The sequence below is a fragment of the Pyruvatibacter sp. HU-CL02332 genome, from assembly GCF_040362765.1.
Classification (GTDB): Bacteria; Pseudomonadota; Alphaproteobacteria; order CGMCC-115125; family CGMCC-115125; genus Pyruvatibacter.
Map to the genome: position 1 here is coordinate 1,923,029 of NZ_BAABWK010000001.1, position 25,823 is coordinate 1,948,851.

General features: G+C 58.6%; 23 protein-coding genes and 1 tRNA gene. 12 read left to right on the forward strand and 12 right to left on the reverse strand.

All coding sequences use genetic code 11. The features are described from left to right. Positions 1-155 precede the first annotated feature (155 nt). Positions 156-1,769, forward strand: a complete 1,614-nt coding sequence (locus ABXH05_RS09135) for a phosphoenolpyruvate carboxykinase (RefSeq protein WP_353560733.1) — start codon at positions 156-158, stop codon at positions 1,767-1,769. Positions 1,770-1,787: 18 nt separating this feature from the next. Beyond that, complete coding sequence (locus ABXH05_RS09140; protein ID WP_353560734.1) at positions 1,788-3,326, forward strand: gamma-glutamyltransferase; 1,539 nt, start codon at positions 1,788-1,790, stop codon at positions 3,324-3,326. Here ABXH05_RS09140 and ABXH05_RS09145 read toward each other — a convergent pair. Genes ABXH05_RS09145 through polA form a run of 3 tightly spaced genes read right to left on the reverse strand, consistent with a single transcriptional unit; the run spans position 3,323 to position 8,096 of the window. Next, positions 3,323-4,393: a hypothetical protein gene (locus tag ABXH05_RS09145; protein WP_353560735.1), complete on the reverse strand. Its 1,071-nt coding sequence runs from the start codon at positions 4,391-4,393 to the stop codon at positions 3,323-3,325. The genes ABXH05_RS09140 and ABXH05_RS09145 overlap by 4 nt on opposite strands. 1 nt (position 4,394) lies before the next feature. Then, a complete protein-coding gene (gene map / locus ABXH05_RS09150) occupies positions 4,395-5,153 on the reverse strand; it encodes a type I methionyl aminopeptidase (protein WP_353560736.1) in 759 nt (252 codons plus the stop codon). Positions 5,154-5,186: 33 nt separating this feature from the next. Further along, on the reverse strand, positions 5,187-8,096 hold the full coding sequence (gene polA, locus ABXH05_RS09155; protein ID WP_353560737.1) for a DNA polymerase I: 2,910 nt from the start codon (positions 8,094-8,096) through the stop codon (positions 5,187-5,189). An 86-nt stretch (positions 8,097-8,182) separates the two neighbouring features. On the opposite strand from polA, the gene ABXH05_RS09160 reads away from it, so the two are divergent. Next, positions 8,183-8,599: a hypothetical protein gene (locus tag ABXH05_RS09160; RefSeq protein ID WP_353560738.1), complete on the forward strand. Its 417-nt coding sequence runs from the start codon at positions 8,183-8,185 to the stop codon at positions 8,597-8,599. Between the two features lie 97 nt (positions 8,600-8,696). After that, complete coding sequence (locus ABXH05_RS09165; protein WP_353560739.1) at positions 8,697-9,677, forward strand: ABC transporter ATP-binding protein; 981 nt, start codon at positions 8,697-8,699, stop codon at positions 9,675-9,677. A gap of 24 nt (positions 9,678-9,701) precedes the next feature. Here the strand turns inward: ABXH05_RS09165 and ABXH05_RS09170 are convergent, their stop codons facing one another. After that, positions 9,702-10,310 (reverse strand): PAS domain-containing protein, encoded by a 609-nt coding sequence (locus ABXH05_RS09170; RefSeq protein ID WP_353560740.1) that lies wholly within the window; start codon positions 10,308-10,310, stop codon positions 9,702-9,704. A 302-nt stretch (positions 10,311-10,612) separates the two neighbouring features. Between ABXH05_RS09170 and ABXH05_RS09175 the strand changes: the two genes are divergently transcribed. After that, positions 10,613-10,689: transfer RNA gene (locus ABXH05_RS09175), tRNA-Arg, on the forward strand. 40 nt (positions 10,690-10,729) lie between these two features. On the opposite strand, the gene ABXH05_RS09180 is transcribed toward ABXH05_RS09175, so the two are convergent. Further along, the gene (locus ABXH05_RS09180) at positions 10,730-11,407 is read right to left on the reverse strand and encodes a helix-turn-helix transcriptional regulator (RefSeq protein WP_353560741.1); all 678 of its coding nucleotides are present in this window, start codon (positions 11,405-11,407) and stop codon (positions 10,730-10,732) included. An 89-nt stretch (positions 11,408-11,496) separates the two neighbouring features. On the opposite strand from ABXH05_RS09180, the gene ABXH05_RS09185 reads away from it, so the two are divergent. Beyond that, complete coding sequence (locus tag ABXH05_RS09185) at positions 11,497-12,117, forward strand: glutathione S-transferase family protein (protein ID WP_353560742.1); 621 nt, start codon at positions 11,497-11,499, stop codon at positions 12,115-12,117. Positions 12,118-12,160: 43 nt separating this feature from the next. Here ABXH05_RS09185 and ABXH05_RS09190 read toward each other — a convergent pair whose 3' ends face one another. Next, on the reverse strand, positions 12,161-12,721 hold the full coding sequence (locus ABXH05_RS09190) for an alpha-ketoglutarate-dependent dioxygenase AlkB (RefSeq protein ID WP_353560743.1): 561 nt from the start codon (positions 12,719-12,721) through the stop codon (positions 12,161-12,163). 19 nt (positions 12,722-12,740) lie between these two features. After that, complete coding sequence (locus tag ABXH05_RS09195) at positions 12,741-13,541, reverse strand: class I SAM-dependent methyltransferase (RefSeq protein WP_353560744.1); 801 nt, start codon at positions 13,539-13,541, stop codon at positions 12,741-12,743. Between the two features lie 243 nt (positions 13,542-13,784). Between ABXH05_RS09195 and ABXH05_RS09200 the strand changes: the two genes are divergently transcribed. From ABXH05_RS09200 to ABXH05_RS09210, 3 genes are all read left to right on the forward strand, one after another. Next, positions 13,785-14,879 (forward strand): acyltransferase family protein, encoded by a 1,095-nt coding sequence (locus tag ABXH05_RS09200; RefSeq protein ID WP_353560745.1) that lies wholly within the window; start codon positions 13,785-13,787, stop codon positions 14,877-14,879. Positions 14,880-15,018: 139 nt separating this feature from the next. Next, positions 15,019-16,284: a dipeptidase gene (locus tag ABXH05_RS09205; RefSeq protein ID WP_353560746.1), complete on the forward strand. Its 1,266-nt coding sequence runs from the start codon at positions 15,019-15,021 to the stop codon at positions 16,282-16,284. A 168-nt stretch (positions 16,285-16,452) separates the two neighbouring features. Continuing rightward, positions 16,453-17,538, forward strand: a complete 1,086-nt coding sequence (locus ABXH05_RS09210) for an NADH:flavin oxidoreductase (protein WP_353560747.1) — start codon at positions 16,453-16,455, stop codon at positions 17,536-17,538. A gap of 6 nt (positions 17,539-17,544) precedes the next feature. Here ABXH05_RS09210 and ABXH05_RS09215 read toward each other — a convergent pair whose 3' ends face one another. Then, the gene (locus ABXH05_RS09215; protein ID WP_353560748.1) at positions 17,545-18,435 is read right to left on the reverse strand and encodes an alpha/beta fold hydrolase; all 891 of its coding nucleotides are present in this window, start codon (positions 18,433-18,435) and stop codon (positions 17,545-17,547) included. Positions 18,436-18,447: 12 nt separating this feature from the next. Further along, positions 18,448-19,374 (reverse strand): LysR family transcriptional regulator, encoded by a 927-nt coding sequence (locus ABXH05_RS09220; protein WP_353560749.1) that lies wholly within the window; start codon positions 19,372-19,374, stop codon positions 18,448-18,450. A 128-nt stretch (positions 19,375-19,502) separates the two neighbouring features. Here ABXH05_RS09220 and ABXH05_RS09225 point away from each other — a divergent pair, with 128 nt between their 5' ends. The 3 genes from ABXH05_RS09225 to ABXH05_RS09235 all read left to right on the forward strand — a co-directional run bounded on the left by ABXH05_RS09225 (position 19,503) and on the right by ABXH05_RS09235 (position 23,147). Then, a complete protein-coding gene (locus ABXH05_RS09225; protein WP_353560750.1) occupies positions 19,503-20,342 on the forward strand; it encodes an SDR family NAD(P)-dependent oxidoreductase in 840 nt (279 codons plus the stop codon). Continuing rightward, complete coding sequence (locus tag ABXH05_RS09230; RefSeq protein WP_353560751.1) at positions 20,339-21,823, forward strand: flavin-containing monooxygenase; 1,485 nt, start codon at positions 20,339-20,341, stop codon at positions 21,821-21,823. Before ABXH05_RS09225 ends, ABXH05_RS09230 begins: the two co-directional genes overlap by 4 nt. A 124-nt stretch (positions 21,824-21,947) precedes the next feature. Then, positions 21,948-23,147, forward strand: a complete 1,200-nt coding sequence (locus ABXH05_RS09235) for an MFS transporter (RefSeq protein WP_353560752.1) — start codon at positions 21,948-21,950, stop codon at positions 23,145-23,147. On the opposite strand, the gene ABXH05_RS09240 is transcribed toward ABXH05_RS09235, so the two are convergent. The 3 genes from ABXH05_RS09240 to ABXH05_RS09250 are packed head-to-tail and all read right to left on the reverse strand — an operon-like array spanning position 23,144 to position 25,714. Further along, complete coding sequence (locus ABXH05_RS09240) at positions 23,144-23,719, reverse strand: hypothetical protein (RefSeq protein ID WP_353560753.1); 576 nt, start codon at positions 23,717-23,719, stop codon at positions 23,144-23,146. The genes ABXH05_RS09235 and ABXH05_RS09240 overlap by 4 nt on opposite strands. 4 nt (positions 23,720-23,723) lie before the next feature. Continuing rightward, a complete protein-coding gene (locus ABXH05_RS09245; RefSeq protein WP_353560754.1) occupies positions 23,724-24,638 on the reverse strand; it encodes a pirin family protein in 915 nt (304 codons plus the stop codon). A 59-nt stretch (positions 24,639-24,697) separates the two neighbouring features. Next, a complete protein-coding gene (locus tag ABXH05_RS09250) occupies positions 24,698-25,714 on the reverse strand; it encodes a nucleoside hydrolase (RefSeq protein WP_353560755.1) in 1,017 nt (338 codons plus the stop codon). Positions 25,715-25,823 lie beyond the last annotated feature (109 nt).

The window sequence follows — 25,823 nt, forward strand, 5'->3', positions numbered from 1 at the left end:
CTTTTGTGGATCGACTCTGTAGCGCCAAAGCGTTAAGCCACGCTGCATTCACGCAGCGGAACTAGGGCGGATTGTCCGCCACGCAGACAGACATCAGGTTCGCTTCCCGCGCGACACAAGATCCGCAGCGGGGCGACGTTAAGGAGACGACGAAGGTGACACAGACCGGTCCTAAGGTTTCAAGCTACGGCCTCGATAAAATGGGCTTTTCCGACATCAGGGCTCAACACTGGAACCATGGCGCCGCGTCCCTCGTCGAAATGTCTCTGGAGCGCACCGAAGGCAAGCTCGCCGCTGAAGGCCCGCTTGTCGTCAAGACCGGCTCCCACACCGGCCGTTCCGCTCAGGACAAATTCATCGTTCGCACCGACGACACCGAGAACACCATCTGGTGGGACAACAACAAGGGCATGACCCAGGAGGCCTTCGACACCCTCCACGCTGACATGCTGGCCCACGCCAAAGGCAAAGAGCTTTTCGTGCAGGACCTGTTCGGCGGTGCCGACAAGGACCACCGTTTGCCAACTCGCGTTGTCACCGAGTTTGCCTGGCACTCGCTGTTCATTCAGCACCTGCTGATCGAGCCGACCAGCGAAGAGCTTGAAACCTTCGAGCCGCAGTTCAAGATCATCGATCTGCCAAGCTTCAAGGCTGACCCTGAGCGCCATGGCTGCCGCTCTGAAACAGTGATCGCCTGCGACTTCACCAATCAGGTCGTCCTGATTGCCGGCACGTCCTATGCAGGCGAAATGAAGAAGTCCGTCTTCTCCATGCTCAACTACAAGCTGCCGCCGAAAAAGATCATGCCGATGCACTGCTCGGTCAACACCGGCAAGGACGGCGACAGCGCCATCTTCTTCGGCCTCTCCGGCACCGGCAAGACAACGCTCTCAGCTGATCCCGACCGCAAGCTCATCGGTGATGACGAGCACGGCTGGGGACCAAACGGCCTCTTCAACTTTGAAGGCGGCTGCTACGCCAAGATGATCAAGCTCTCTGCGACAGCAGAACCTGAAATCTTCTCCACCACAAAGCGCTTTGCGACCGTGCTCGAAAATGTGGTGATGGACGAGGACACCCGCCAGCTTGATTTCAACGACGCGACCCTGACGGAAAACACCCGCGGCGCGTATCCGATCAAATATATTCCTAATGCCAGCCTGTCGGGCATTACCGGCCAGCCCAACACCATCATCATGCTTACAGCTGATGCCTTCGGTGTGCTGCCCCCTATCGCCAAGCTCACGCCGAGCCAGGCCATGTATCACTTCCTGTCCGGCTATACCGCCAAGGTTGCCGGCACTGAAAAGGGCGTGACCGAGCCGGAAGCCACGTTCTCAACCTGCTTTGGTGCGCCCTTCATGTCGCGCCACCCAAGCGAATACGGCAATCTGCTGCGTGATCTCATCCATGAGCACAAAGTGAACTGCTGGCTTGTGAACACCGGCTGGACCGGCGGCGTCTATGGCGTTGGCCACCGTATGCCGATCAAGGAAACACGTGCGCTTCTCAATGCCGCTCTTGATGGCAGCCTGATGAATGCGGACATGCGCACCGACGCCAACTTCGGCTTCGAAGTGCCTGTTTCAGTGCATGGTGTTGATGATCGCCTGCTGAACCCGCGTGACACATGGGCCGATGGCGATGCCTACGACAAGCAGGCCCGCGCTCTGGTCAACATGTTCATCGAAAACTTCCAGAAGTTTGAAGAGCACGTTGATCCGGATGTCCGTGAAGCAGCTCCGGCATCTGCCGCCGCTGCTGAATAACCGCGCGACACCAAAGTTATGCCTCACAAGGGAGCCGTTGCCGCAGGCCATCAGGTCACAGCGGCAGCGGCTTCTGAGCTTCTGGAGGATGGCGGCAACGCATTTGATGCCGCCATTGCAGCCTTGCTGGCAGCCTGTGTCGCCGAGCCGGTGCTCGCGTCGCCCGGCGGCGGTGGTTTCCTCACCGCCCGCTCCAAGGGCGAAACCCGCGTCTTCGATTTTTTTGCCCAGACCCCGCGCCGCAAACGGTCGCAGGGCGACATAGACTTTCGCGAAGTCCATGTGGATTTCGGCAGTGTCACCCAGGCCTTTCACATAGGGCTTGGTGCTGCAGCGGCTCCCGGGTTCCTGCCGGGCATCTTTGCGGTGCATGAGCGTCTGGGGCGTGTCCCCATGACCCGTATCGCAGAACCTGCAATTCGAGCCGCAAAGGAAGGCGTGTCGATCACAGAATTTCAGGCCTATCTCTTTGGTGTGGTGGACCCCATCCTCAAGGCAACGCCACAGCTGCGCGATCTGTTTACAGACGATGAGGGCGAGCTGCTCAAAGCGGGTGCTCTACAGAAGAACCCCCACCTCGCGGACGCCTTTGATGCCCTTTCCCGTGAAGGCCTGGTGCTGGCCACCAAGGGCGAAATCGCGCAGGCGATGGCGCGTCAGGCGGAAGACGCAGGCGGCCACCTCACCCTTGATGATTTTCGGTTTTACGAAACTGCCACCCGCGCCCCCCTCGTGGCCCATGCCGGTGACCTGATGATCGAGACGGCACCGCCACCGTCGTCAGGCGGTATCATGGTTGCCCTGGGGCTGGACCGCCTTGAAGCCTCTCACAAACGCAAGCGCGTGCCGGCCCAGGACTTGGCGGCAGCCCTGCTGTGGATGAACGCCCTGCGTGAGCAATGCAATGGTGACCCGGATGCGCTGGTGGCGATACGCGCCGAACTGAAGAAACCAGCCAAGCAACGCCCGCAGGCCTTGCGTGGGACAACCCATGTCAGCGTGGTGGATGCAGATGGAAACGCAGCCTCTGCCACCGTCTCCAACGGCGAAGGCTGTGGCGCTCTCGTGCCCGGTTGCGGCTTCATGCTCAACAACATGTTGGGCGAAGACGACATCAATCCAGGCGGCTTCCATCAGTGGGCGGAGAACATGCGCATGTGCTCCATGATGGCGCCGATGCTCGCCCATGATGACAGAGGCGGCGTTACGGCTCTGGGGTCCGGCGGGTCAAACCGCATCCGCTCGGCGCTGCTGCAAACAGTCATTCTGCTGGCCCGTGGCGCACACGCGGAAGACGCCGTCATGCATCCACGGATTCATGTAGAAGGGACACGGGCCGACGGTGTTGAGAATGATGGCCCACCCGCCAAACTCAGCTTCGAAGAAGGCTGGCCGGACGCCGAACGCGACGCCATGAGCAAGGAGTTCGACATTGTCGAGCCCTGGGGCGAGCCCAACATGTTCTTCGGCGGCGTCCACATTGCGTCATGCGACGCGAATGGTGTCATGGAAGGCGCCGGCGACCCGCGTCGGGCGGGTGTTTTCCAGAAGATCTAACCGATCATCCAGTCAATGATCCGCTCGGCAAAAGCGCCGCCGGTCCACGAGATGACCGGCAGGCTCAACAGACCTGCAAAACGGAACATGGTGCCCACGTCGATCGCCCATTCCGACACGCCCTCAATGCGAGCCTCATAAGCCAAGAGGCCTGTAAGGCGGCTTCCGGCCTCCGCCCCTACCGGGCCGTGGTGAACGACCTGCTGGCGAGCCTGACGTATGTCTTCGCGTATCTTTGTCAGTTCGCGCTCCTTGGTTCGCGCGATCAGCTGGTGCACCCATCGCAATGGCGTAATCAAAACCATGAATGCGATGGCGACAATCAAACAGAAGGTCGCGATGAGCACAGCGTTCAGAGGCTGTCCGACAAAAAGCAAAAAAAGGATGGCTGCGTGCAGGAGCCAAACGACCGCCCCGCGAAGGGCAATGTGTCCAACTGCCTGTGCATCTGACTGGGACAGCAAATCAAGTTTCGCTTTGTCCATCAGATTGTCAGTAACGTAGGCGGTATCGCCCCGCGCCATGACCACCCAGCGGATGACAAGACTGGAAAGGATCATGGTTGCGATCATGGCCCACCATGCAATGGGTGTGAATTCTTCAAAGTACCCACGTTCAGGCGTGCCCGCATCGCGTTGCCCAATAAAAAGCACGGCTCCAAGAGCCAATCCAAATGCGGCAGCGATCCACCCGCCACGCTGACGTTCGGGAGAGGGTTCAAGGGCCGCCAGGAGTTCGTCAACCGTCACGCCGGCAAGCTTTGGGGCCAGCACGTAGATGTCCGCAAAGTTGCGCCGACCTGCCAGCTCGTTGGCGGAGATGAACGCCCATGCAAACAACGAGATGACAAATGCTGCCCAGCTATCGGCAGACAGGCCTGCCACGCTACGCGGCCCATCGTCGAACATTGAAACGCCTTCGATAAGCGTCACCACGTAGTAGCTGGCAAAGACCATGGCGGCGATGGCAAGGCCGGTCAGCACAGGGCCAACAGGCGAAACCGCCATCAGTTTCTGCTCCCATACCGGGAGATGCCGCCAAGCCTGATCCGGAGGAATATCAGTCATGTCAGGCAGCATCCGGCAATTGCGTCACCACGATAGGTCCACGCCGTGTGGCGACGAGCGTGTGCTCGTACTGCACGGCCAGCGTGCCCTTGGGCGTAAACAGGCTCCAGCCGTCATCCAGTTCATCCACTTGCGTGGCACCGGTGGAGAGAAACGGCTCAATGGTGAAGACAAGACCTTCCGTTATCCGGCGGCGGTCATGCTTGTCATACCAGGTTGGAATTTCACGTGGCTCTTCATGCAGTGCCCGCCCGACGCCATGGCTGGCAAGATTGTCGATCACCGTAAAGCCACGCTTGGCTGCAACACTCTCAACCGTGCGCCCGATGACATTGAACCGCGCTCCGGTTTTGACCTGCCGTACGGATTGCTCCAGCGCCATGCGGCCAGCCTTGCACAGGGCGGCAATGGCGGGTGTCACCGGCGGCACACTGAAACTCGCGCCTGTGTCCGCAAAGTAGCCATCAAGCTCCAACGACACATCAATGTTGATGAGGTCGCCCGCCTGAATGACGTCATCACCAGGAATGCCATGGGCGCAGACTTCGTTCCGACTGATGCAGGTGGCGCCGGGAAAATCATAGGTAAGGGCGGGGGCGGAGCGGGCACCGGCGCGATCCATCATCGCGGCCCCGATGCTGTCCAGCTCCCGGGTCGTCATGCCGGGTTCGGCCGCGCGCACCATGCACTGCAAAATGTCCGCAACCAGCCGCCCGGATTTTTTCAGGCCTTGCAGATCGTCATCATTGTCGATGGTCATGCGCTGCTCCCCAGCTGCGGCAAATGTTGCAGGCTAATGCGCTTCCGCCCAGCTTAACGCCGCATTGGCGTCCACCACCAGTGGCACGGAGAGATTGACCGCAGGTGCGGCTGCACCCTCCATGACCTGGCGCACAACCTTGATGGTCTTGTCCGCCTGCTTTTCGGGCACTTCAAAGATCAACTCATCATGCACCTGCAACAGCATTCTCGCTGGCAGCTTCGCAGCTTCCAGCGCTTCCGGCATACGGATCATTGCCCTGCGGATGATATCTGCGGCTGATCCCTGGATAGGTGCATTGATGGCTGCGCGTTCTGTGAACGAGCGTTGCGCACCGTTCTTGGAGGCAATCTCCGGCAGATGTGTCTTGCGGCCAAACAGCGTCGACACAAAACCATGCTCGCGCGCGTAGGCCTTGGTCTCGTCCATATAGGCGCGAATGCCCGGGAAGCGCTCAAAGTACTTGTCGATATAGTCGGCAGCTTCACCGCGCGGAATAGACAGCTGGTTCGCCAGCCCGAACGCGGAAATGCCGTAGATGATGCCGAAATTGATGGCCTTGGCCTTGCGGCGGATCATCGGGTCCATGCCTTCAATCGGCTCATTGAACATTTCGCTCGCCGTCATGGCATGAATGTCCAGCCCGTCCGCAAAGGCCTGCCGCAACGTATCAATGCCCGCCATATGCGCGAGCACCCGTAGTTCGATCTGGCTGTAGTCAGCCGAGATCAGCACATTGCCTTCATCCGCCACAAAGGCTGTGCGGATCTTGCGGCCTTCTTCCGTCCGAATGGGAATGTTCTGAAGGTTCGGGTCTGACGATGACAGCCGCCCCGTGGTGGTGGAAGCAAGCGAGTAGCTTGTGTGCACGCGGCCCGTGTCTTCATTGATGAAGTCCGGCAGGGCGTCCGTATACGTGCTTTTGAGCTTGGAGAGCTGACGCCATTCCAGAACGCGGATCGGTAGGTCATGGCCCTGCGCCGCCAGCGTTTCCAGAACATCCGCACCCGTGCCCCAGGCTCCGGTCTTGGTCTTCTTGCCGCCTTCAATCCCCATCTTGTCGAACAGGATTTCGCCCAGCTGCTTGGGACTGCCGATATTGAACTCTTCACCCGCAAGCTCGTGGATCTCCGCTTCAAGGCCTGCAAGCTTCTGCGCAAAGTCACTGGACATGCGCTTGAGGATGGCCGGGTCCAGCTTGATGCCCGCCATTTCCATTTGCTGCAGCACGCCGACCATGGGGCGCTCCAGCGTTTCATAGACGGTCATCATCCGCTCGCCCACAAGACGGGGCTTCAGTACGTGATAAAGCCTGAGCGTGACATCCGCGTCCTCGGCGGCGTAGCGGGTCGCCTTGTCCAAGGGCACCTTGTCGAAGGTGATCTGTGACTTCCCCGTGCCCGCCACTTCCTTGAAGGGAATGGGTGTGTGCTCAAGGAACCGTTGTGACAGCGCATCCATGCCGTGGCTGTGCAGGCCGGTGTCCAGCGCATAGGAAATCAGCATGGTGTCATCGATGGGATAGACGTCAATGCCGACACGCTTGAGCACCACCAGGTCGTACTTTGCGTTCTGCAGCACTTTCATGACGCCGCCATCTTCCAGCAGCGGTTTCAACCGTGAGATGACATCCTTGACAGGAATTTGTTCAGGGGCCGGATCATCCAGCGCCAGCGTGCCTTCGCTTGCCATGCCGTGGGTGAGGGGAATGTAACAGGCACGCCCGGGCTTGGTTGCCAGCGAGATGCCCACAAGGGACCCGGACATGGGGTCGAGAGAGGTGGTTTCCGTATCAAGCCCGATCAGCCCCGTCGCATAGGACTCAGCAATCCACGCGTCCAGCGCCTCAAGGGTCGTGACGCAGTCATACTCGGTCTCTTCAATGGGCGGGTTGTCCACATAAGTCGGGTCTACAGCGCCGGGCGTGCCGCCGGTTTCACCGGCTTCCACCGATGGGGCAGCCTTCGGTTTCGCCTCGGACTTGTGATCACCCGCCGCCTCAATGGCATCTGCGTCGGCGTCCAGCATTTCCGCCATGCGCCGCGTCAGGGTGTTGAATTCCATGTCCTTCAAAAAGCCGATGAGCTTCTTGGCGTCCGGCTCGATAACCACCATGTCGTCCAGCGGCACATCCACCGGCACGTCCTGGTCCAGCAGCACAAGCCGGCGTGAGATGCGTGCCTGCTCTGCAAACTCGATGAGGTTTTCCCGGCGCTTCTTCTGCTTGATGGTCTCCGCATTGGCGAGCAGGTTTTCAAGGTCGCCAAACTCGTTGATGAGCAGCGCCGCCGTCTTGATGCCAATACCCGGCACACCCGGCACATTGTCTGACGAGTCCCCCGCCAGCGCCTGCACCTCCACAACCTTGTCCGGTGTCACGCCAAACTTTTCAACAACCCCGTCGCTGTCGATGATCTTGTCCTTCATCGGGTCCAGCATCTCGATCTTGTCATCAACGAGCTGCATCAGGTCCTTGTCCGACGAGACGATGGTGACTTCAGCACCCAGCGCGGCTGCCTGCTTCGCATAAGTGGCAATCAGATCATCGGCCTCAAAGCCGGTCATCTCGATGGAGGGCAGGCTGAACGCCCGCGTCGCATCGCGGACCAGCGGAAACTGCGGCACCATGTCTTCCGGCGGCGCATCGCGATTGGCTTTGTACTCGGAATAGATCTCGTTGCGGAACGTGTTGCCCTTGGCATCAAAAATCACCGCAAAATGCGTCGCCGCATCCCGGCTGCCCTTCTCCCGGGAGGCCAGCACCAGCTTTTGCAGCATATTGCAAAAGCCCGACACAGCCCCCACCGGCAGCCCGTCAGACTTGCGCGTCAGCGGCGGCAGCGCGTGATAGGCCCGAAACAGATAGGCGGACCCATCCACCAGATAAAGATGGCTGTTCTTGGTGACGGGCGTTCCGCCGCTCGATGTCTTCTTGGTTGCCACGCAACACACTCCAGACGATAGTCAAAGTCACATTGATGCAAGTGACCAACCTATCATGCGACCACCAATGAAAAAGGGAGAATTCAATGTTCACGCAGGGTGGCTTTGCGGTAGTTGCCTTGAGCGTACTTTCGTTTCTGGTCCCGCTTGTAGTGGGCGCGCTTTTCCTGATCGCCCTCTTTCGCCCGAACTATCGCTGGAAACTCATCACATACAGACGGGCGGGTGTTCTGTTTCTCATCTGCGTTGCCTGCGAGGCCATCGTCGGTTTGATGTCCGCGTTTCAGAGTGTTCGCTTCTATTGGAAGGATGCGCCGTATGAGCTGCATCTGGATAGCGTTACGCTATGGATGAATTGGGCAGCGGTGCCATTCTCGCTTTTCTCCGCTTCTTTCGTTTATGTGTCTGCGGCGTCATTGGTACTGCTACTTCTCAAAAACAATGGAGTTGACGTGGTTGAGGCCTGGGGCACAAAGCGCAAGGGGCTTGACCCTTACAATTGAGACCCCAGGTTTGACCGCGTACCCTGCACGGGTGTACCAACGCCACCCCGGAAAAGCGGACTCACAAAGAGCCTGCCACCGGCCGAGGAAGACGCCCATGGATATGGAAACCCCTGCCGCTTTGAAAAGCGATGCCTCCACGCGCATCCCCGCCATTCAGGCGCGCGGTCTGCGCAAGATCTACAAGGCATCCAACAATGAGCCCGCCAAAGAGGCGCTCAAGGGCATCGATCTGACCATTCCGCGCGGCAGCATCTTTGGGCTTCTGGGCCCCAACGGCGCGGGCAAATCCACCTTTATCAACGTCCTTGCCGGCCTTGTGGTGAAGACGGAAGGCGAGGTGGATGTCTGGGGATTTGATATCGACGAGAACCCGCGCCAGGCGCGCGCCTCTATCGGCGTCGTCCCGCAGGAACTCAACATCGACCCGTTCTTTACGCCCGGCGAAGTGCTGGAGCTGCAGGCGGGCCTCTATGGTGTGCCGCGCGCTGAGCGCCGCACCGACGAAATTCTGGAAGCCATGGGCCTGGCCGACAAGAAGGACGCCTATGCCCGCACTCTGTCTGGCGGCATGCGTCGCCGACTGCTTGTGGGCAAGGCCATGGTGCACTCACCCCCCGTTATCGTGCTTGATGAGCCAACTGCCGGTGTGGACATCGAACTGCGTCAGCAGCTGTGGGCTTATGTCAAAGGCCTCAATGAGCGCGGCGTGACAATTGTTTTGACCACGCACTATCTCGAAGAAGCAGAAAGCCTGTGCGACGAGATCGCCATCATCAACCACGGTGAAGTAGTGGCCTGCGAGCCAACGCCCCAGCTCGTGTCACGGCTGGACCGCAAGACGCTGCTGGTCACACCGGAAGCACCGTTGAATGACGTGCCCGGCAGCCTCACCAAATATGACGCCAGCATCCTGCCCGGCGGCGTGCTGGAAATCGGCTACCGTCCTTCAAGCCAGAACGTGGCCGAGATCCTTGAGCATGTCAGCACAGCGGGCATCACCATCCGCGATCTGTCGATCGAGGAAGGTCATCTTGAAGATGTGTTCCTGGAAATCACCCGGTCGACAAACAGCTAGAGCCTTAGGCCTCAACCTGTAAGCCTAGATGCCGATCTCGGGAAACGGCGGCTGGTCGTCGCCGGAGTACGCCACCAGCGCACACATGATGATGTCCACCTCTGCGCCATTGGGCGACAGGGGCATGTGCACGGCTTCAAACGTCATATGCGCCAGATCATGGGCCGGTGCTTCAAACGACGCTTCCTTGGGCGGTGTCCACCAGTCCATGGCGCCAAGCGTGCGCATGGGCCGACCATATTCAACAACCGCCGTAAACACAGCCGACGCCAGCCGGGCCGCCTGAGGCCCCAGCGCATCGAGCAATGACTTACCCGTCGGCTCGCAGCCAAACAGATCAACAATCGCCGTGCCCGCGAGCCGGAAGGCAAAGCCCCCATCCGGCAGCACATCAATCAAGAAGACCCGCGGCAGATGGTTCACGAAGTCGCGCGGGTGAATGTTCTCGCGTGCGGGAATGGGCGTCGCGCCGCGCTTGCCGCGCCAGTAGTCGTGCAAAGCCACAAGGCGGGGATCTTTGAGCGCACAGACTGGGTCAGCATAGGCCTCAAACGGCGCCAGCTTGAGCAAAGGCGAGCGCTGTGCCGCTTTGCGGGCTGCTTCATTGGCAGCTGTCTGTGCTGGTGTCGCCATCGTCGTCGCGCCTCGTTGCCGGTCCAGGGCGGTCTCATGTGTCCCGTCAGAACAAAAAAGTCCCAAAAAGGCACAAAACACGCCTGTTCAAAGGCCAAAACGAATCGTCCGGCCTCCTTCCCCGCAACCCATGCGACTATCGCGCCACCTTGCCCCCAAGCCAAGCGCGATCAGGTTTTTGTCCAAATTCGGCGAAATTCAGGCCCGCAGCGCAATCTGCATGATTGCCGCCGCCCCCCAACCGCGCTAGTTTCCGCGCTCCCGTGACAGGGTCACTCCAAGTGGCCCCACTCGCCGGACCAGCACCCGTAGCTCAGCTGGATAGAGCGCTGCCCTCCGAAGGCAGAGGTCGCACGTTCGAATCGTGCCGGGTGCGCCACTTATATTTTCGAAAGCACCAGAACTACCAACGCCTCATTTCATGAAAACTGGGCAAGATAGGTGCGCAGGAGCCTGGCACGCTCCGGGTGGAAGCTTTCGTCGGTGGGCTTGAAAGCTTTGATCCGCGCCACCCAGAATTTTCGAAAGTCTTTGCGAAGGCAGCACCAGGCGAGCAAGGCGCAGCCGGTGTCGAGATAAACGATGGCCAGTGGGTAGATGCGCCGCTGTGTCCTGGCGCCGTCCGCATCGCGATAGTCAATGTCGAGGGCGCGTTCATCCCAGCAGGCCGAACGGATATCCGAGATGTCCGGCGTGTCACTGTCCGACGCTTCATACCGATAGACCATGTGGGTCGCGTGAAGCATCTGGCGCTGCAGACGGTCAGGCAGCGTTGCTGTGATCTTGGCAAGGGCTGCATCAGCGGCTTGTGCCAGATGCGGGTCGCCCCGCTGACGCACATCGCTGAGCCCAACGACCAGCGCCTCCATCTCGATCCGATCGAATGTCTGCGGCGGCAAGGCCGGGTCTTCAGTGAGCGTGTAGCCAAGACCGGGCGCACCATCAATCAATGCACCACCTGCCCGCAGGCTTTCAATGTCGCGGTAAAGCGTGCGCTCGGAGACTTCGGTTTCGTGCGCCAGTCGCGCCGCCGTCACTGGCTTGGGCAACACCCGCAGCGCGTTCAGAAGGCGAAAAAGGCGTTCAGGCCGACTCATGAAACCCTCTCATGACATCCTGACGGAAACTGACAGTAGGGTCCGCCTATACCAGACGTCACGTGGAAACCAAATCATGAGATCACACCATGCCGACCCTCTACCACTCGCCCAACTCCCGTTCGTCGCGCATCATCCGCCTGATTGATGAACTGAATGTCTGGAGCGAGATCGATGTCCAGATTGTCGGCGTCGCGCGCAATGACGGAACGGGCGGGCACGACCCAAAGAACCCGCATCCTGAGGGCAAGGTGCCGCTGTTGGTTCACAACGGTGTCGAGATTTGGGAATCGAATGCGATCATCCTCTATCTCACCGACCTGTTCCCCAAGGCCGGGATGGGCCCGGTTGTGGGCGACCCGCAGCGCGGCCGCTATCTCAGCTGGCTAGCCTGGTACGGCAACGTCGTAGAGCCGGTCGTCGCAATTGGCGTGGCCGGCCTGTCGCATCCGGTCCTCGACGTCACGTTCCGGGGCATGCCCGAGATGATCGCCCGCTTGGCCCGTGCGCTGGAAAGCGCCCCATACCTGATAGGAGAGAGTTTTACGGCGGCGGACCTCTTGCTGGTCTCGACATTCACCTGGTCTCCCGATGCCGCGCCGGACAATCAGGCCATCAAGGAATGGATCAATCGATGCGAAGCCCGGCCGTCGGCAAAGCGGATAGCGGAGTTCGACAGCAAGCACGTTGAGCAAAGCAGCGATGTATGATCGATCGCGCGGCCTGCCAGATGAAGAGCAACGGTCGTGGTTTCTAGTTCGCCAGCACTGTTCTGTATGTAAGCGACACCCGTCGTTTGCGCGGTGTTCGAACACCCTGAACCATGTCGGATTTGCGGGCGGGGATTGTGTGTGTCCACTCAAAGCGTGCAGGCCCGCCAAGAACCAGTAGGCTCCGCGGTTCTAGCATACAGCTCAGCCTCGCGCCGCTCGTTCTGTTGCCAAAAACAATCTCGCACGGTGACCCAAGCGACAACGACGCGACCACAGGGCCAAAACAGGGAACGCAATCAATATGTGGAGCGATGCCCTGCCCGGGCTCGTACTCGTTCACGATGATCTGGCTTGGCTGCTCATCAAACATATCCGAAGCACTGAGCTGGTCACACTCGGCCCTGAGGGGTGGGGGCAGCGGGCCGAGATAAGCGTCCGCAGAGACATGTCTGGCTCGATAGTCGTAAACCCAGCCATAGTGCTGGACCCGGCGACGCAGATCATCCCGCCAGTTCTGATGGTTTACCCACTCCAACAACTCCGCCTCGCGCGCGGCCGAAACAAATCCAAGTATGAGTGATGCACCTGCTGGCAGATTCATAGAAGTCACCTTCTGAGGATCACCCATGATGAGTCTGATGCCTCAGTTGGAAAACCCAAGTGCTGAAAGAGTCGTACTTCGTGATCGCGCTGTCAGGACCCTCAGTGTTCACATGGGTATATCCAGAAAAATCACTTGGTCGGAATGGATAAACCTCGGGTTTATTAAGTCCAGCCATTTTTCCGGCGTCAGGTAGATTGAATGCGCCAAGATAGTAGGGGCTGTTTACGATTGATATCGCTACTAATCCGGTCGGCAGAAGGCAGCCCGCAGCCGACTTTAGAAACCGCCTGATCATCACGTGGTTTGGATTTCTGCCGTAGACTGGGTTTCTACTATGGACATTCGGAAACTGGAAAATGATGAGATGAAAACGCTTGGAGCTAAAGTGGTTGTTTAGCTTGGTGGCATCAATGCTGTATTCCACGCTCGAACCGAGTGATCTAATATAGCTTGCGTTGCGTTTGGCGGAGTTCGATATGTCAACCCTCGACTCAAAAGTCGTGGCCAATAAATTGCTAGCGCGACGCGGGTTCGTCTTAGCGAGACTGAGAGCAAAGCTCAGGTTCCCTTCGCCAACCAGCAAAGTAGCGCCCTCGCCCGTGTGGCCTAAAAAGTCGAAGGAAGCACCCTTTGCTTCAAGAAGTCGACAATATTTCTGGTAGGCGTCATCAAGTTTTATCTTGCGAACAAGCTTGAACGGGTTTGATTTTGCATTTCCGCTCAGGATGTTTTCTTGGGCTTGCGGCCCCAAGTACCAGTAGGATCCAATTTCGTGCATATGAGGGCCTCGAGAAGTTGCGATCAGCAATTTTCTCATACCCTGTTGCACCGGGGATAAGCCCTCTTGTATGGGGCCTGTCCACCAAGCTTCTGATTGTCGTGGCTACATCTCGATTCTCCAGAGTTAGCGAGGAAATAATTCCGGGATGTGTTCTAGCCCACGCCTCACTCCCGGCCACTGGCACATTCCTCGCAACGCCCTGTCTTATCGAGGCGCTCAGCGCGCATTTGTCCATAAAGGGCACAGCGCAATGCCTCAGATATTTGGGCGGGAACGGGTATGGCTAGGGTTAAGATCCTTGGAGACGTGTCTTCTGGACGCGACAACAATCTCAATTTGATGCGGCTGGTAGCAGCAGCCCTTGTGGCGCTGTCTCACAGCTATCTTATCGTTAATGGCGAGGGCAGTTCCCAGCCATTGGCTGATCTGACCGGTTTCACGCTGGGCTATCACGCGGTCAATATCTTCTTCGTTGTCAGCGGGTTTCTGGTGATCCGCAGCTGGCACCGCTCGTCTTCGCTGACCCATTTCGGGGCAGCGCGCGCCATTCGTATTCTCCCGGCACTGATTGTCTGTGTCGTGATTACTGCTTTGATGGTGCTGCCGTTTGCTTCCAGTCTTTCCCTGTGGGCGTATTTCACGTCCCCACAAACCATGGCCTATGTGCCGTTGACCGCGAGCCTTGTGACGCCTGACGCCATACTGCCCGGCGTATTTGAAACCAATCCGGTGCCCTTCGAGGTCAACGGGTCACTGTGGACACTGCGCTACGAGATTGTCTGTTACGCAGCACTCGCGGTTCTGGGCATGCTCGGCGTGTTCTCAAACCGGTTAAAAATGCTTGCGGTCTTTGCTGTGCTGAGTGCGCCGTTGATCGTCCTGTCTTTCATGCCGACGCTCTTTGCCGACATCACGCCGGTGCAGCATCTGGTGCGCTTTGGCCTGTGCTTCGGTCTGGGTGTGCTGGCGCATGAGCTGCGCGACACTATTCCTCTGCACTGGAGCGGTGTGATCGCGCTTCTCGCGTCATCCGTTGTTGCCCACGGCACAGCTGCCTTTCCTTTGGCGCTATATGTTTTTGTTGCATACACGTCTCTTTGGGTGGCCTTCATTCCCGAAGGGCCTGTGCGCAAATTCAATCAGTTCGGCGACATTTCGTACGGCCTGTACATCTATGCCTTCCCGATCCAGCAATTGCTGATCTATCAACTGCCCGCACTGGGGCCGCTGGAGCTGTTCGTGGCGACACTGGCCATCACAATTCCCGTCGCCACCATGTCATGGCTATGGATCGAGCAGCCGATGCTGACTCACAAAGATGCGATGTACGGTTTCGTGCGGCGCGTTTTGAAACTGTCACCTGCACGCGCGTAGCCACACCTATACAAGCGGCTGACAAATGCCGACACTTCCCGGGAACGACACAAAACAAACTGTGCATCCCCGGGAGGAAGCCGTGACTCATCTCAGAAAAAAACCTCTGCCAAATTTGGCCTCGAGCCGAGGCCTTACCGTGAGCAAAGCCCTGGCCAGCACCGCTGCAGGCCTTGCCCTGCTGGTCGCCGGTTCGGGTTATGCACAGGATGTCACTTCCGATGCTGCCCTGCTTGAGCAGGCCCGCGTCATTCATGGCCAGAGCCTCGTGCTGGATGCCCATGCGGACATCGTCATTCCTTCGACGTCCGAAAGCTATCTTGCTGAAGGCGGTGTTTCCAAAGTCTCGCCGGAGAAGATGCGCGCAGGCGGCGTTGACGCGGTGGTCATGTCGCTCGCGGTTGGCCCGGGGCCACGCACGCCGGAGGCTGACAAGGCCGCGCGGGCGCAAGTGGATGAGAAACTGGCTGCCGTCCTCGCGCTTGTGGCTGCGGCGCCGAACGAAGTCGTTCTGGCCACAACAGCAGACGAGATTGTTGCAGCCGATGCCGCTGGTCAGTCGGCCCTCATTTTGGGTTTCCAGAATGCGCGGTCACTGGAAGGCAATGTTTCAGCGCTCGACGACTTCTATGCTGCAGGCATGCGCGTCTTTGGGCTGAACCACCTGGCGCACAACGACTTTGCGGACTCGTCACGCCCACTCTATGACGGAGCAACCGGCAGTTATGAGCCGACCGAAGAACACGGCGGCCTGTCGCCGCTTGGTGTTGAGGCGGTCAGCAGAGTCAACGCGCTTGGTGCTCTCGTTGACGTGTCGCAGATGTCAAAGGCCGCCACGCTGCAGGCGATTGATCTCTCAACGTCGCCCGTCATTGCCAGTCACTCAAACGTACGCGCCATCTCCAATGTCACCCGCAATCTGTCTGATGAGGAGATTGATCGCATCGGTGAAACCGGTGGTGTCATTCATATCGCTGCCTTTGGCGCATACCTGGTGCAGTTGTCGGATCCAGAGACCCTGGCTGCGGTGGAAGCCGTCCGCCTCGAAGCAGGTCTGCCCGCAGAATATTCATACCCTTACGAGCTCTACTGGGAGCTTGAAGACCCCGACGCCCAGCGCGCCTTCCTGATGAAGATGCGGTCCACCATCGGTAAGGGCAGCGTTGCCGACATGATTGCCCACATCAATTACATCGTGGAACGCATCGGCGTTGAACATGTCGGCATTGGCAATGACTTCAACCACGGCAGCAGCATCGACGGATTTGCGGACGCCAGTGAAGCACTGAATGTAACGGTTGCGTTGGTGCAGGCGGGCTATTCCGCCGAGGACATTCAAAAGATCTGGAGCGGAAATTTCCTGCGTGTGCTGCGCCAGGCAGAGCAGGGCGCAGCAGCACCCTAGCTGCGCTCCCGACGAAGCTGGTTCTCCAATATCCCTGAGCCGGTCCAAGTTCCAGGTGGAGGCAACTTCACCTCCTGTTTCACAAAACCGATTTGACGCAAGCCCTGCGAATGCGCACCCTGAGCGTCAAATCCATATTGAATTTCACACCATTCGGAGCCTGCCCAGATGACAGACCTGCTGTCACCGCTCTCTTTCACGAGCGGTCCCACCATGAAAAACCGCTTCATGCTTGCCCCCCTCACCAACTGCCAGAGCCATGTCGACGGCACCCTGTCGGATGATGAGTACACATGGCTCACCATGCGTGCCAAGGGCGGCTTTGGACTCACCATGACGTGTGCCTCGCACGTGCAGGCTATCGGGCAGGGCTTCCCGGGCCAGTTGGGCATCTGGGATGACAAACACATTCCCGGCCTCACCCGCATGGCGGACGGCATCAAGGCGCATGACAGTGTCGCCCTGGTTCAACTGCATCACGCAGGCATGCGATCTTCGCTGGTAAAGGACCTGCTGGACGGGCCTCCCGTATGCCCATCCGACAACGAGCGGTCCGGCGCCCGTGGGCTGTCACTCGCTGAGACGCAGCAACTCGTTGAGGATTTTGTCCGGGGTGCTGAACGCGCCGAGGCGGCAGGTTTTGATGGCGTCGAGTTGCACGGGGCGCATGGTTACATCCTGTGCCAGTATTTCAGCGCTTCCATCAACAAGCGTGATGACCAGTATGGCGGAGACACAGAGGGTCGTTACCGCATCCTGTTTGAGATCATCGAGGGCGTGCGCGCCCGCTGCCGCAAGGACTTTGTACTGGGTGTGCGCCTGTCGCCGGAGCGCTTCGGCATGCAACTCGGCGAGGTTCTCGGTGTTGCCGAAAAACTCCTGAACGACGACCGTGTGGACTTCCTGGATATGTCGCTGTGGGATTGCTTCAAGGAACCTGAAGAAGACGACTTCAAAGGAAAATCCTTGCTGGATCACTTCGGTGCCCTCAAGCGCGGCAACACACGACTGGGTGCAGCAGGTGCACTCGAAACACCGGCGGACGCCGAGAAGGTGCTGGCGGCCGGGTACGACTACGCGATGCTTGGTCGAGCGGGCATGTGGAACCACGATTTCCCGAAACTCTATGAAGCCAACCGCAGCTTCACGCCGGCCACCTTGCCAGCAAGCCGTGAATATCTGAATGCCGAAGGCATCTCGAATACATTCGTGGACTACATCAAAGGCAACTGGCCGCAATATGTTGCGGAGTAGCCAGACCTAGTTCAGCTGGTCGAGATATCGCAGGATCGCTTGCGCTATCGCGTCCGGCTGCTCTGGAAGCAGCGCGTGTCCTGCGTCCTCAATGAGCGCAACCTCAACGCGCCCGGCAAACTCTTCAGCCAGGGCGTCGGACGCGTCCTCCTTGGGTGCCACGGTGTCGCTGTCCGCCTGCACCACAAGAATGGGCACACCACCTGCCGCCTGCCATGGCTCGTCGCCCATCTGCTGCCACGATTTGCCCTGCAAAGTGGCCGTGTGCCGGTACCAACCGACGTTCCAGTAGTCCGGTATGGGATTGTCGCCTGCAAAAAACGCCATGCGGATGTTCTCTTCGCGCACGTTCGCGGGAACCGTCGGATCAAATGCCGCTCTCAGGGCCTTGCTCGCCTCAACAGGCACAGGCTTCTGGCCTCCGGCGGCAATCAATATGGCTGCCCGCACCCGTGGTGCATGATCATGGGAAAAAGCGCGCACCACGCGGTTGCCAAAGGCATGGCCGAGCACGACCACAGGATCTGTCACACTTTCTTTGGCAAGAACTGTATCGATGTCTGTCGCAAGGTCGCGCAGGCTCATGGGCTCGTCTGGCAAGGCAGACCCGCCAATGCCCGGTGCTTCAATGGCGATGGTTCGATATCCACTGGCCACCAGAGTTGCCACCAGTTCATTGAAGTCGCTTACTTCGCGCCCGGCGCTGGCCATCAAAACCACTAACGGCCCCTCGCCATTGACGAAGTATTCAATCGCCCGGCCATCCCGTTCGGTCTGATAGGCATAGCCAACAGCAGCGCGCGCCGGGCTGTCGGGCAGAGGGGCATAGACCATCCAGAAAACTCCAATCAGAACTGCCAACATGGCGGCAAGAGTTAGGGAGATGTATCTCAGCATACGGATGGTCCTTCAGCCAATACGCTGGTCGAGCGCCAGGGTTTCCTGCACTAGGCGGCTCAGTTTTGCAGCAGCCGGGGGCAGGGGGCGTCCGGCAAGAGAAGCAATAACGCCAGGAATGGTTTCGGCAAAGGGCGAGCTGGCCGGTGGCAGCATCGCCAGTTGACCGGCCCGCAAATCCTCTTCGATGACTGGCAGCGGCATCATGGCCAGCGCATCTGTTGCCAGCAGCATCTGGCGAACAAGTCCAAGATCCTGCGCAATCATGAAAGTAGACCGCAGGGCTTCAATCGACCTGAACCGCTCGGGGTACTTTTGCTGCAGGGCAGACAGAAACCAGTCAGGCGCCTCCCCACCAATGATTGGATATTCCGTCCAGTCGGTCGCGTCAGTGGCCGGATTGCACAGCAGCGGATGTGATGCACGGCAGGTCACAACAGGGGGCAGAAAAGACAGGTCCGCATATACGAAATCACTCTCTCGCCTGTCCGGGGCCAGGCCGAGATAGAGATCAATGCGCCGAGCACGCAGTTCTTCCACCATCGTGACCCAATTGTGGGCACGTACAGAGAAATGAAGTTTGGGGTACTCCCGCATCAATTGACTAAGGGCAGGGGCCAGCAGGCTTTCACTCACATTGGGGTCCGACCCGATGATCAGGCGACCTGCTTCCAGGTTGCGCATCAGGCTGATTTCCCGCTCAGCCTCGCCCACCTCGCCAATCGCCAGACGGGCCGCATCCATCAGCCGCTGTCCGTAGCTTGTGGGGACCGTCGCCAGCTTTGTCCGGACGAACAGGGAAACGCCAAGCCGCTTCTCCATCTTTGAGACCGTTTGACTAAGCGCCGAGTGCGAAATACCCAGCCGGTCCGCCGCCTTGCGGAAGTTTCCAGCGTCCTCAAGGGCCAGCAGCTGTCGATAGTCATTGAAGGAATCCATGGAAATCCGCCAATTCGCACTTTCACCGGTAAGTATTTCTTACCTTATTCCATAAATTGGTCAGCCATGGAACAAGTGCGCCTATTGAAACAGCCACGTCCGAAACAGATCAAACGGAGCATCAAAAAATGCAGATAGATGGCAAAGCAGCTTTCATAACGGGCGGTGCCTCCGGCATCGGATTTGAGATCGCCAGAGCACTTGGTGAAGAAGGCGCCCAGGTGATGATTGCAGACCTTGATCAGGCAAAGGTCGATGATGCGGTCAAAGCACTCACCGCAAAAGGCGTGACAGCTTTTGGCACCACCTGCGACGTCGCTGACGAAAGCGCCATGCGTGCTGCTGCCGACAAGGCTCTTGCCGAACTCGGCGGTGTCGACATCCTCGTCAACAATGCAGGCGTCAGCCTTGGCGGTGAGACCGGGACCATCCCTCTCAAGGACTGGCGCTGGATCATCGATGTCAATCTGATGGGTGTCGTTCACGGCACCGAGATTTTCACACCGCTTCTCAAGGCACGCGGCGGCGGCCATATCGTCAACGTGGCGTCCATGGCTGGCCATTGGGCCAGCCCCGGTCTGTCACCTTATTGCGCCACAAAGTTTGCTGTTGTCGGTCTGTCGGAAAGCCAGCGTCTTGAACTTGAGGCTGACAAGATTGGTGTCAGCGTTCTGTGTCCCGGCTTTGTACGCACCAATATCCACAACGCCCATCTCGGTCGCCCCTCGGGCAAGACGTATGATGATTCCGCAGGCCTTGAAGCCATGACGGCCTTTGTCGAAGGCGGCATGCCCGCGGATATTGTTGGTGGGGTGACATTGGATGCCATCCGTGACAATCGGCTCTACATCTTCACCGATCCCGACATGGGCGTCGCAATTGATGCACGCCGCGACATGATACAGGCCGACTACGCCGCCTGCGCGGCCAATCCGCGGGTCAAGGCCTTTCGGGGAGAAGCGTCGTGAGTGCCGCGAAGACCGAACCCGTGTCCAAGGTTCTGGATGCTGTCATCATCGGCTCAGGATTTTCCGGCCTGTGCGCCGCCATCAAGCTGCGTGAAAAGGGCATCAACAACATTGCCTTGATTGAAAAAGGCGACGGGGTGGGTGGCACATGGCGGGAGAACACCTATCCAGGCGCCGCTTGCGATGTGCCGTCGCCGCTATATTGCTACTCGTTTGAACCAAACCCGGAATGGTCGCGGCTGTTCTCACCGCAGCCCGAGATCCACGCCTATATCCGTCATTGTGCGGACAAATATGGCATTACGCCTCTGGTGCGGTTCAACGAAAAGGTCAAAACCCTGCGCCTTGATGATGCGCACATCTGGAACGTCGAGCTTCATTCAGGCGAGACCATGCAGGCACATCACGTCATCAATGGGTCAGGTGGCCTGCACAAGCCGATGATCCCGGACTTTGCCGGTCTGGAAACATTCGAGGGCCCATACTTCCATACGGCGACCTGGAACCATGACGTGGATCTGGATGGAAAACGTGTGATCGTCATCGGCAGTGCCGCCAGCGCGATTCAGGTGATCCCGGAGATTGCGAAAGTCGCCACTCATGTCACTGTCATGCAGCGCACACCAAATTACATCGCGCGACGCGGTGACATAGTATTTTCCGACAAAGACAAGGCGCAATTCCGCGACAAGCCTGAAACGCGGGCAAAGCTGCGGCAGGACATCTTTGATTTTTTGGAAGCGGAAAACGTTCCCATCATCAAGCGTGACTCTGAGGTCGCCGCCCGCCGGACCGATGAAATTCTCGGCCACATGCGCGGCATCATCAAAGACCCGGATATGCGTGCCAAGCTGACGCCAGACTATGAGTTGGGCTGCAAACGCATTCTGCTGTCAGACAATTTTTACGAGACCCTGACACTGCCGCATGTGGACCTTGTCGCCAGTGGTGTTGAACGTATCGAAGAGAACGCTGTCATCGCCAGCAATGGTGAACGGATCGAGGCCGATGTGATCATCATGGCCACAGGCTTTGACCTTGCGGGTCATGCCGTCGAGCTGGAAGTGTTGGGAGAGGGCGGGCACAATTTGGCGACGCGCTGGATCAATGGTCCCGACACGCTCAATGGTGCGTGTGTCCCCGGGTTTCCAAATCTCTACTGGGTGACGGGCCCCAACACGGGTGTTGCCACCAACTCAGTTGTGTTCATGGTCGAAGCGCAGGTCAACTACATCGTCCAGGCAATCGAACTTGCCGGTCGCGACAAGACGATTGAGCCCACTGAAGAAGTCGTTGCAGCGCAGGATGCGCAGTTCCAGGCAGACCTCAAAGACACCGTTTGGGCGTCTGGCTGTAACAGTTGGTATCTTGGTGAGGGTGGCGCAGAGCGCATCGGGACGCTCTATCCATATGATGCCCGGCGGTTTGCGGCAGAACGGGCAACACTCAATGTGGACGAGTTCCTGATCAAGCAACGGTAGAGCTTGGAGATGGCGACCTGAAGTTCTATTGCAATCTCTCAGTCTGGTAATGGTGCGGCGGGCGGCGTATGACGCTGCCTCACCAGTGCTGGCTGTGCCCAGCGCAGAAACGGGCGGAGCTTGAATGACGTCGAACGACAGCCAGCATGGACACACCCTGAGCAGATCACGTTTGTACCTGCTCGCGCTGGCAAGTGCCGTTGTCACCGCCAATGCCTATTATGTTCACCCCATCATCGCCGTCGTAGCGGAAGACTTTGGCGTCAGCGCTTCCATCATTGGAGCCGTGCCTGCCTTCAACCAGATTGCACTGGCATTGGGCATCTTCTTCCTGCTGCCTTTGGGTGACCGTGTCAGCAACAAGCGCCTGACATCCATCTTTGTGGCTGCGCAGTTTTTTGCCATAGCCGGAATGGCATTTGCTCAAGACTTCGAGCTGTTTGTTGCCAGCTCGGCCTTGTTGGGCTTCTTCACCATCGCCCCCTATCTTTTGCCCGCCTATGTCTCGCGTCGTGTGGCCCCCGGTGAGCTTGGTCACGCAACAGCGATTCTCACCACAGGCATTATTGCGGGCATTCTGGTGGCACGTGCTGGCGGTGGCATTCTGGCGGAGCAGTTTGGCTGGCGCTCGGTCTATTACGCAGCTGCAGGTCTCATGTTGCTTGTCTCGATCTTGTTGCCATTCATCATGGAGCCCCGGGACGGCGAGACGGCACCGAGCCAAAGCTACGCCCATCTGATCCTGTCGATTTTCCCTATCATTGCCAACCACCCAAAGGTCCTGTTGTCCGGCGTGATCCAGGCGTTGAGCTTTGGCATCTTTCTGGCGGTATGGATGGGCCTTGGCCTTCATCTCACCAGCCCCCAAATGGGCTACGGCGTGGACGTGGTTGGCTATCTTGCGGTTTTCTCCGCCATCAGTCTGGTGACGACCGCACGCCTTGGGAAATGGGCAGATCAGGTGGGTGCCACCAAAGCCCGCTTCGTGCTGGCCATAGGTCAGCTCGTAGCCGTTGTGACCTTGCCGTTCTTCGGACATAGCCTGTGGCTGTTGATGATCCCGATCATCTTGATGAACCTGGTCGGCCCCGCCATCGACGTGTCCGGCCGCATGACGTTTCTCAGTCTCGACCCTGAAATCCGCACCCGCCTAATGACGATCTATATCGTCATCATGTTTGCAGGTGGCGGCATCTTCAGTTGGGCAGGAACCATCGCGTACGACCTGGCAGGATGGAACGGAAACGCCATCCTGTCGGTAATCCTGTCCATCCTCGTCCTTGGACTGACAGCCTTAAGCCTGCGGCAGCGGCGCGACAGCTAGTCGCTCTGGCGGTAAGCATCCATCCAGCGAAGCGCATTGGTCAGGCCAAAGAGCGAGAACTGCACATTGCCGGTCTCACCATTCTCGTCCGTAAACCGCACAGCCATTGTAGAGCCGGCCTGCATCGCAGGAAGCATGTCGAGGTTGCTACGCGACTGGCCGAAGGTGAATTCATTCACCACATTGCCCTCGCGGTAGTAGCCGTCATCGGCACCGAACTCAAAATTGCCCAGCGACTCATCGTCTATGATGATCTCCATCGGCATGGATGTATCCGCCATCACGGCGATGGGAACGAATTGCATCTGGTAATCCAGTCCAACCATGCCGGAGCGGACATAAAACTGGTAGTCGCCCACATGGCCAACCTTGCCGGCGTAGCCGACGGCGCGGCAGGCGTCCTCGCCTGGTTTGCAGACGGCCAGCCAGTCCCGGAAGTAAGCACGCGTCTCACCATATTTGGTGGTGATGCTGTTGGGCACGGGGGCTGAGTTGAAGTCCTGCGCCTGTGACGGCGCGGCAAACGCGAACGCCGCACACAACAAGGCACCAAGGAAAGTGAGATTTTTCATATTCTTATTTCTCCGGAAGCGGAATGAATTCATCTTCGCCGGGCACCTTTGCAAAGCGGCCCTCCTGCCAGTCCTGCTTGGCCTGCTCAATACGCTCAGGCCGTGTGGACACCAGGTTCCACCATAGTTTGCGCGGACCAATGGGAGCGCCACCAATCAACATCAGATGGGCGCCGTGTGGCGAAGTTATGGCCGGGGTCACATGTTGGTCGAGCACCAGCATCTGCATTTTTCCAAATGTATCGCCTGCCACCTCTATTTCTCCGTCCACAACATAAAGGGCGCGCTCTTCCACCCCGACAGGAACACCAAACTGCGTTCCGGGTTGCATGCGAACATCCGCATACAGTGTTTCTGAATAGACCTTCATCGGTGACACCATGCCGAAGGCTCCACCGGCGATCAGCGCCACGCGCACGCCGCCATGGTCCACCACCGGAATGTCTTCCATAGGGTAGTGCTCAAATGTTGGATCAATTTCTTCATCCTCGGCAGGCAATGCATGCCAGGTTTGAATGCCTTCAATGCGCGCGTCGCTGTCACGAAAATGATCCGGCGAACGCTCCGAGTGCACAATGCCGGACCCGGCCGTCATCCAGTTGACTTCCCCCGGCTTGATTTCCTGCACGGCACCGACGCTGTCACGGTGCATCAAGGAGCCATCAAACAGCCAGGTCAGGGTTGATAGGCCGATATGGGGATGCGGCCGTACGTCGATGCCTTGTCCGGCAGGCAGCGTTGCCGGTCCCATATGGTCAAAGAACACAAATGGGCCGATGGAACGCGCCTCAATAGACGGCAATACCCGGCGCACCTCAAAGCCACCGATGTCCTTTGGCTTTGGCGTGATGACCGCACGTATCGGTGCACACCCGGTGTTGCCGTTGCAGTCTGCATCCTGTGATGGTTGCCAGCTCATATGATCCTCAAAAACACGCGAAGCAGTTGAGACCCATACTGGCCGTATGCAGAGGTTTTTTAAAGCGGCGAGTGGTCGGGCGTCGCGGCCAGCCCGTCAAGAAGTGAAAGAGTGCCACCCAGATATCTCGTACAATAAGTGACGTTGTAGGTTGCAGCTGCCTGCGCATCACCAACGAGCAACCCTGTTTGAGGCATCAAGGCCCCATAGCTCTTTCTGTCTGTTGCAATGCGTGCAGGCTCAAGGGCGCAGTCAAACCTGTCTGGTGTTGCGAGGTATTCTGCTGCAAGCAGATCAAACGGATAAAACCCATCCCGCCCCACGTCCCTTTGCCAAAAGGCCAGCCATGCCGTCGATCGTTCGGCTACCCATGAAACAGCACCTGTAGATGCGGCCAGGGCCGCAAGGTCTTGAGACGTAATCTCCACCTGGCGCGCAAGTTCGTAGGGCAGGAGCGTCACCGCGACATCAAGAGTTGCCAGCAGGCGCGCAGCTTCGGTGTCTTCGCATAGATTGAAATCCCGAAAGAGCGGGCCGTGCCCGAACAGCACACCCCCGGTCGCTCCCTCTGCTGGGTGAAACGCATGTCCTTCACGCTTGCCCATGACGGCAACCGCATTGGTTACGTTGTCGACAAGGTCTGGCCGCGCGCTGAAGAGGTCCGCGAGATTGGTCAGCGGCCCCAGGGCAACAAGCGTCAATGGTCCTTCTTCCAGCGCCCGCGCAAGTGCCTGAGTGGCGTCTGTCTCACGTACAACACTGGGAGAGAAGGGTGTCCCAGCGCCGCGATACACCTCCAGGAGCTGGCCCGTCTCCCGCGCGATTTCAAAAGCCAGTGCGCGCGATATCGTATCTGTCGTCTCAATGTCGGCATTGCCGAACACGGTCGAGACCCCGACAATCTCGATATCCGTATTGCGCGCAAGGGCGGCGATGGCGAAGCAGTCGTCCGGGTCCACGCGGCCTACTGCACCGCAGGCAGCGTCCGTGTCGATCCATACTCGTTGCGGCGCGGCAAAAGCGGATGTGACTGTGAGCCCGGCCACAGCGGCAGCAAGCAAGGCGGACAGGCTCAAACCCCTTCTTGTCACACCAAAAGCGAAGCGTTTGCTCACGTTTTCCGTCCCCAATTGACAATCAGGATGTCATTTGGGGGATTGGACCCATGCTTTCAACCCGCTTTGC

Excerpts from the sequence above, each read along its gene's own strand:
- ABXH05_RS09165 (WP_353560739.1), top strand. The coding sequence starts at position 8,697 with ATGGATATGGAAACCCCTGCCGCTTTGAAAAGCGATGCCTCCACGCGC.
- ABXH05_RS09180 (WP_353560741.1), bottom strand. The coding sequence starts at position 11,407 with ATGAGTCGGCCTGAACGCCTTTTTCGCCTTCTGAACGCGCTGCGGGTG.
- ABXH05_RS09160 (WP_353560738.1), top strand. The coding sequence starts at position 8,183 with ATGTTCACGCAGGGTGGCTTTGCGGTAGTTGCCTTGAGCGTACTTTCG.
- ABXH05_RS09220 (WP_353560749.1), bottom strand. The coding sequence starts at position 19,374 with ATGGATTCCTTCAATGACTATCGACAGCTGCTGGCCCTTGAGGACGCT.
- ABXH05_RS09225 (WP_353560750.1), top strand. The coding sequence starts at position 19,503 with ATGCAGATAGATGGCAAAGCAGCTTTCATAACGGGCGGTGCCTCCGGC.
- ABXH05_RS09215 (WP_353560748.1), bottom strand. The coding sequence starts at position 18,435 with ATGCTGAGATACATCTCCCTAACTCTTGCCGCCATGTTGGCAGTTCTG.
- ABXH05_RS09200 (WP_353560745.1), top strand. The coding sequence starts at position 13,785 with ATGGCTAGGGTTAAGATCCTTGGAGACGTGTCTTCTGGACGCGACAAC.
- ABXH05_RS09240 (WP_353560753.1), bottom strand. The coding sequence starts at position 23,719 with ATGAAAAATCTCACTTTCCTTGGTGCCTTGTTGTGTGCGGCGTTCGCG.
- ABXH05_RS09195 (WP_353560744.1), bottom strand. The coding sequence starts at position 13,541 with ATGAGAAAATTGCTGATCGCAACTTCTCGAGGCCCTCATATGCACGAA.
- ABXH05_RS09170 (WP_353560740.1), bottom strand. The coding sequence starts at position 10,310 with ATGGCGACACCAGCACAGACAGCTGCCAATGAAGCAGCCCGCAAAGCG.
- ABXH05_RS09145 (WP_353560735.1), bottom strand. The coding sequence starts at position 4,393 with ATGACTGATATTCCTCCGGATCAGGCTTGGCGGCATCTCCCGGTATGG.
- ABXH05_RS09235 (WP_353560752.1), top strand. The coding sequence starts at position 21,948 with ATGACGTCGAACGACAGCCAGCATGGACACACCCTGAGCAGATCACGT.
- ABXH05_RS09185 (WP_353560742.1), top strand. The coding sequence starts at position 11,497 with ATGCCGACCCTCTACCACTCGCCCAACTCCCGTTCGTCGCGCATCATC.
- ABXH05_RS09140 (WP_353560734.1), top strand. The coding sequence starts at position 1,788 with ATGCCTCACAAGGGAGCCGTTGCCGCAGGCCATCAGGTCACAGCGGCA.
- ABXH05_RS09190 (WP_353560743.1), bottom strand. The coding sequence starts at position 12,721 with ATGAATCTGCCAGCAGGTGCATCACTCATACTTGGATTTGTTTCGGCC.
- map (WP_353560736.1), bottom strand. The coding sequence starts at position 5,153 with ATGACCATCGACAATGATGACGATCTGCAAGGCCTGAAAAAATCCGGG.
- ABXH05_RS09210 (WP_353560747.1), top strand. The coding sequence starts at position 16,453 with ATGACAGACCTGCTGTCACCGCTCTCTTTCACGAGCGGTCCCACCATG.
- ABXH05_RS09245 (WP_353560754.1), bottom strand. The coding sequence starts at position 24,638 with ATGAGCTGGCAACCATCACAGGATGCAGACTGCAACGGCAACACCGGG.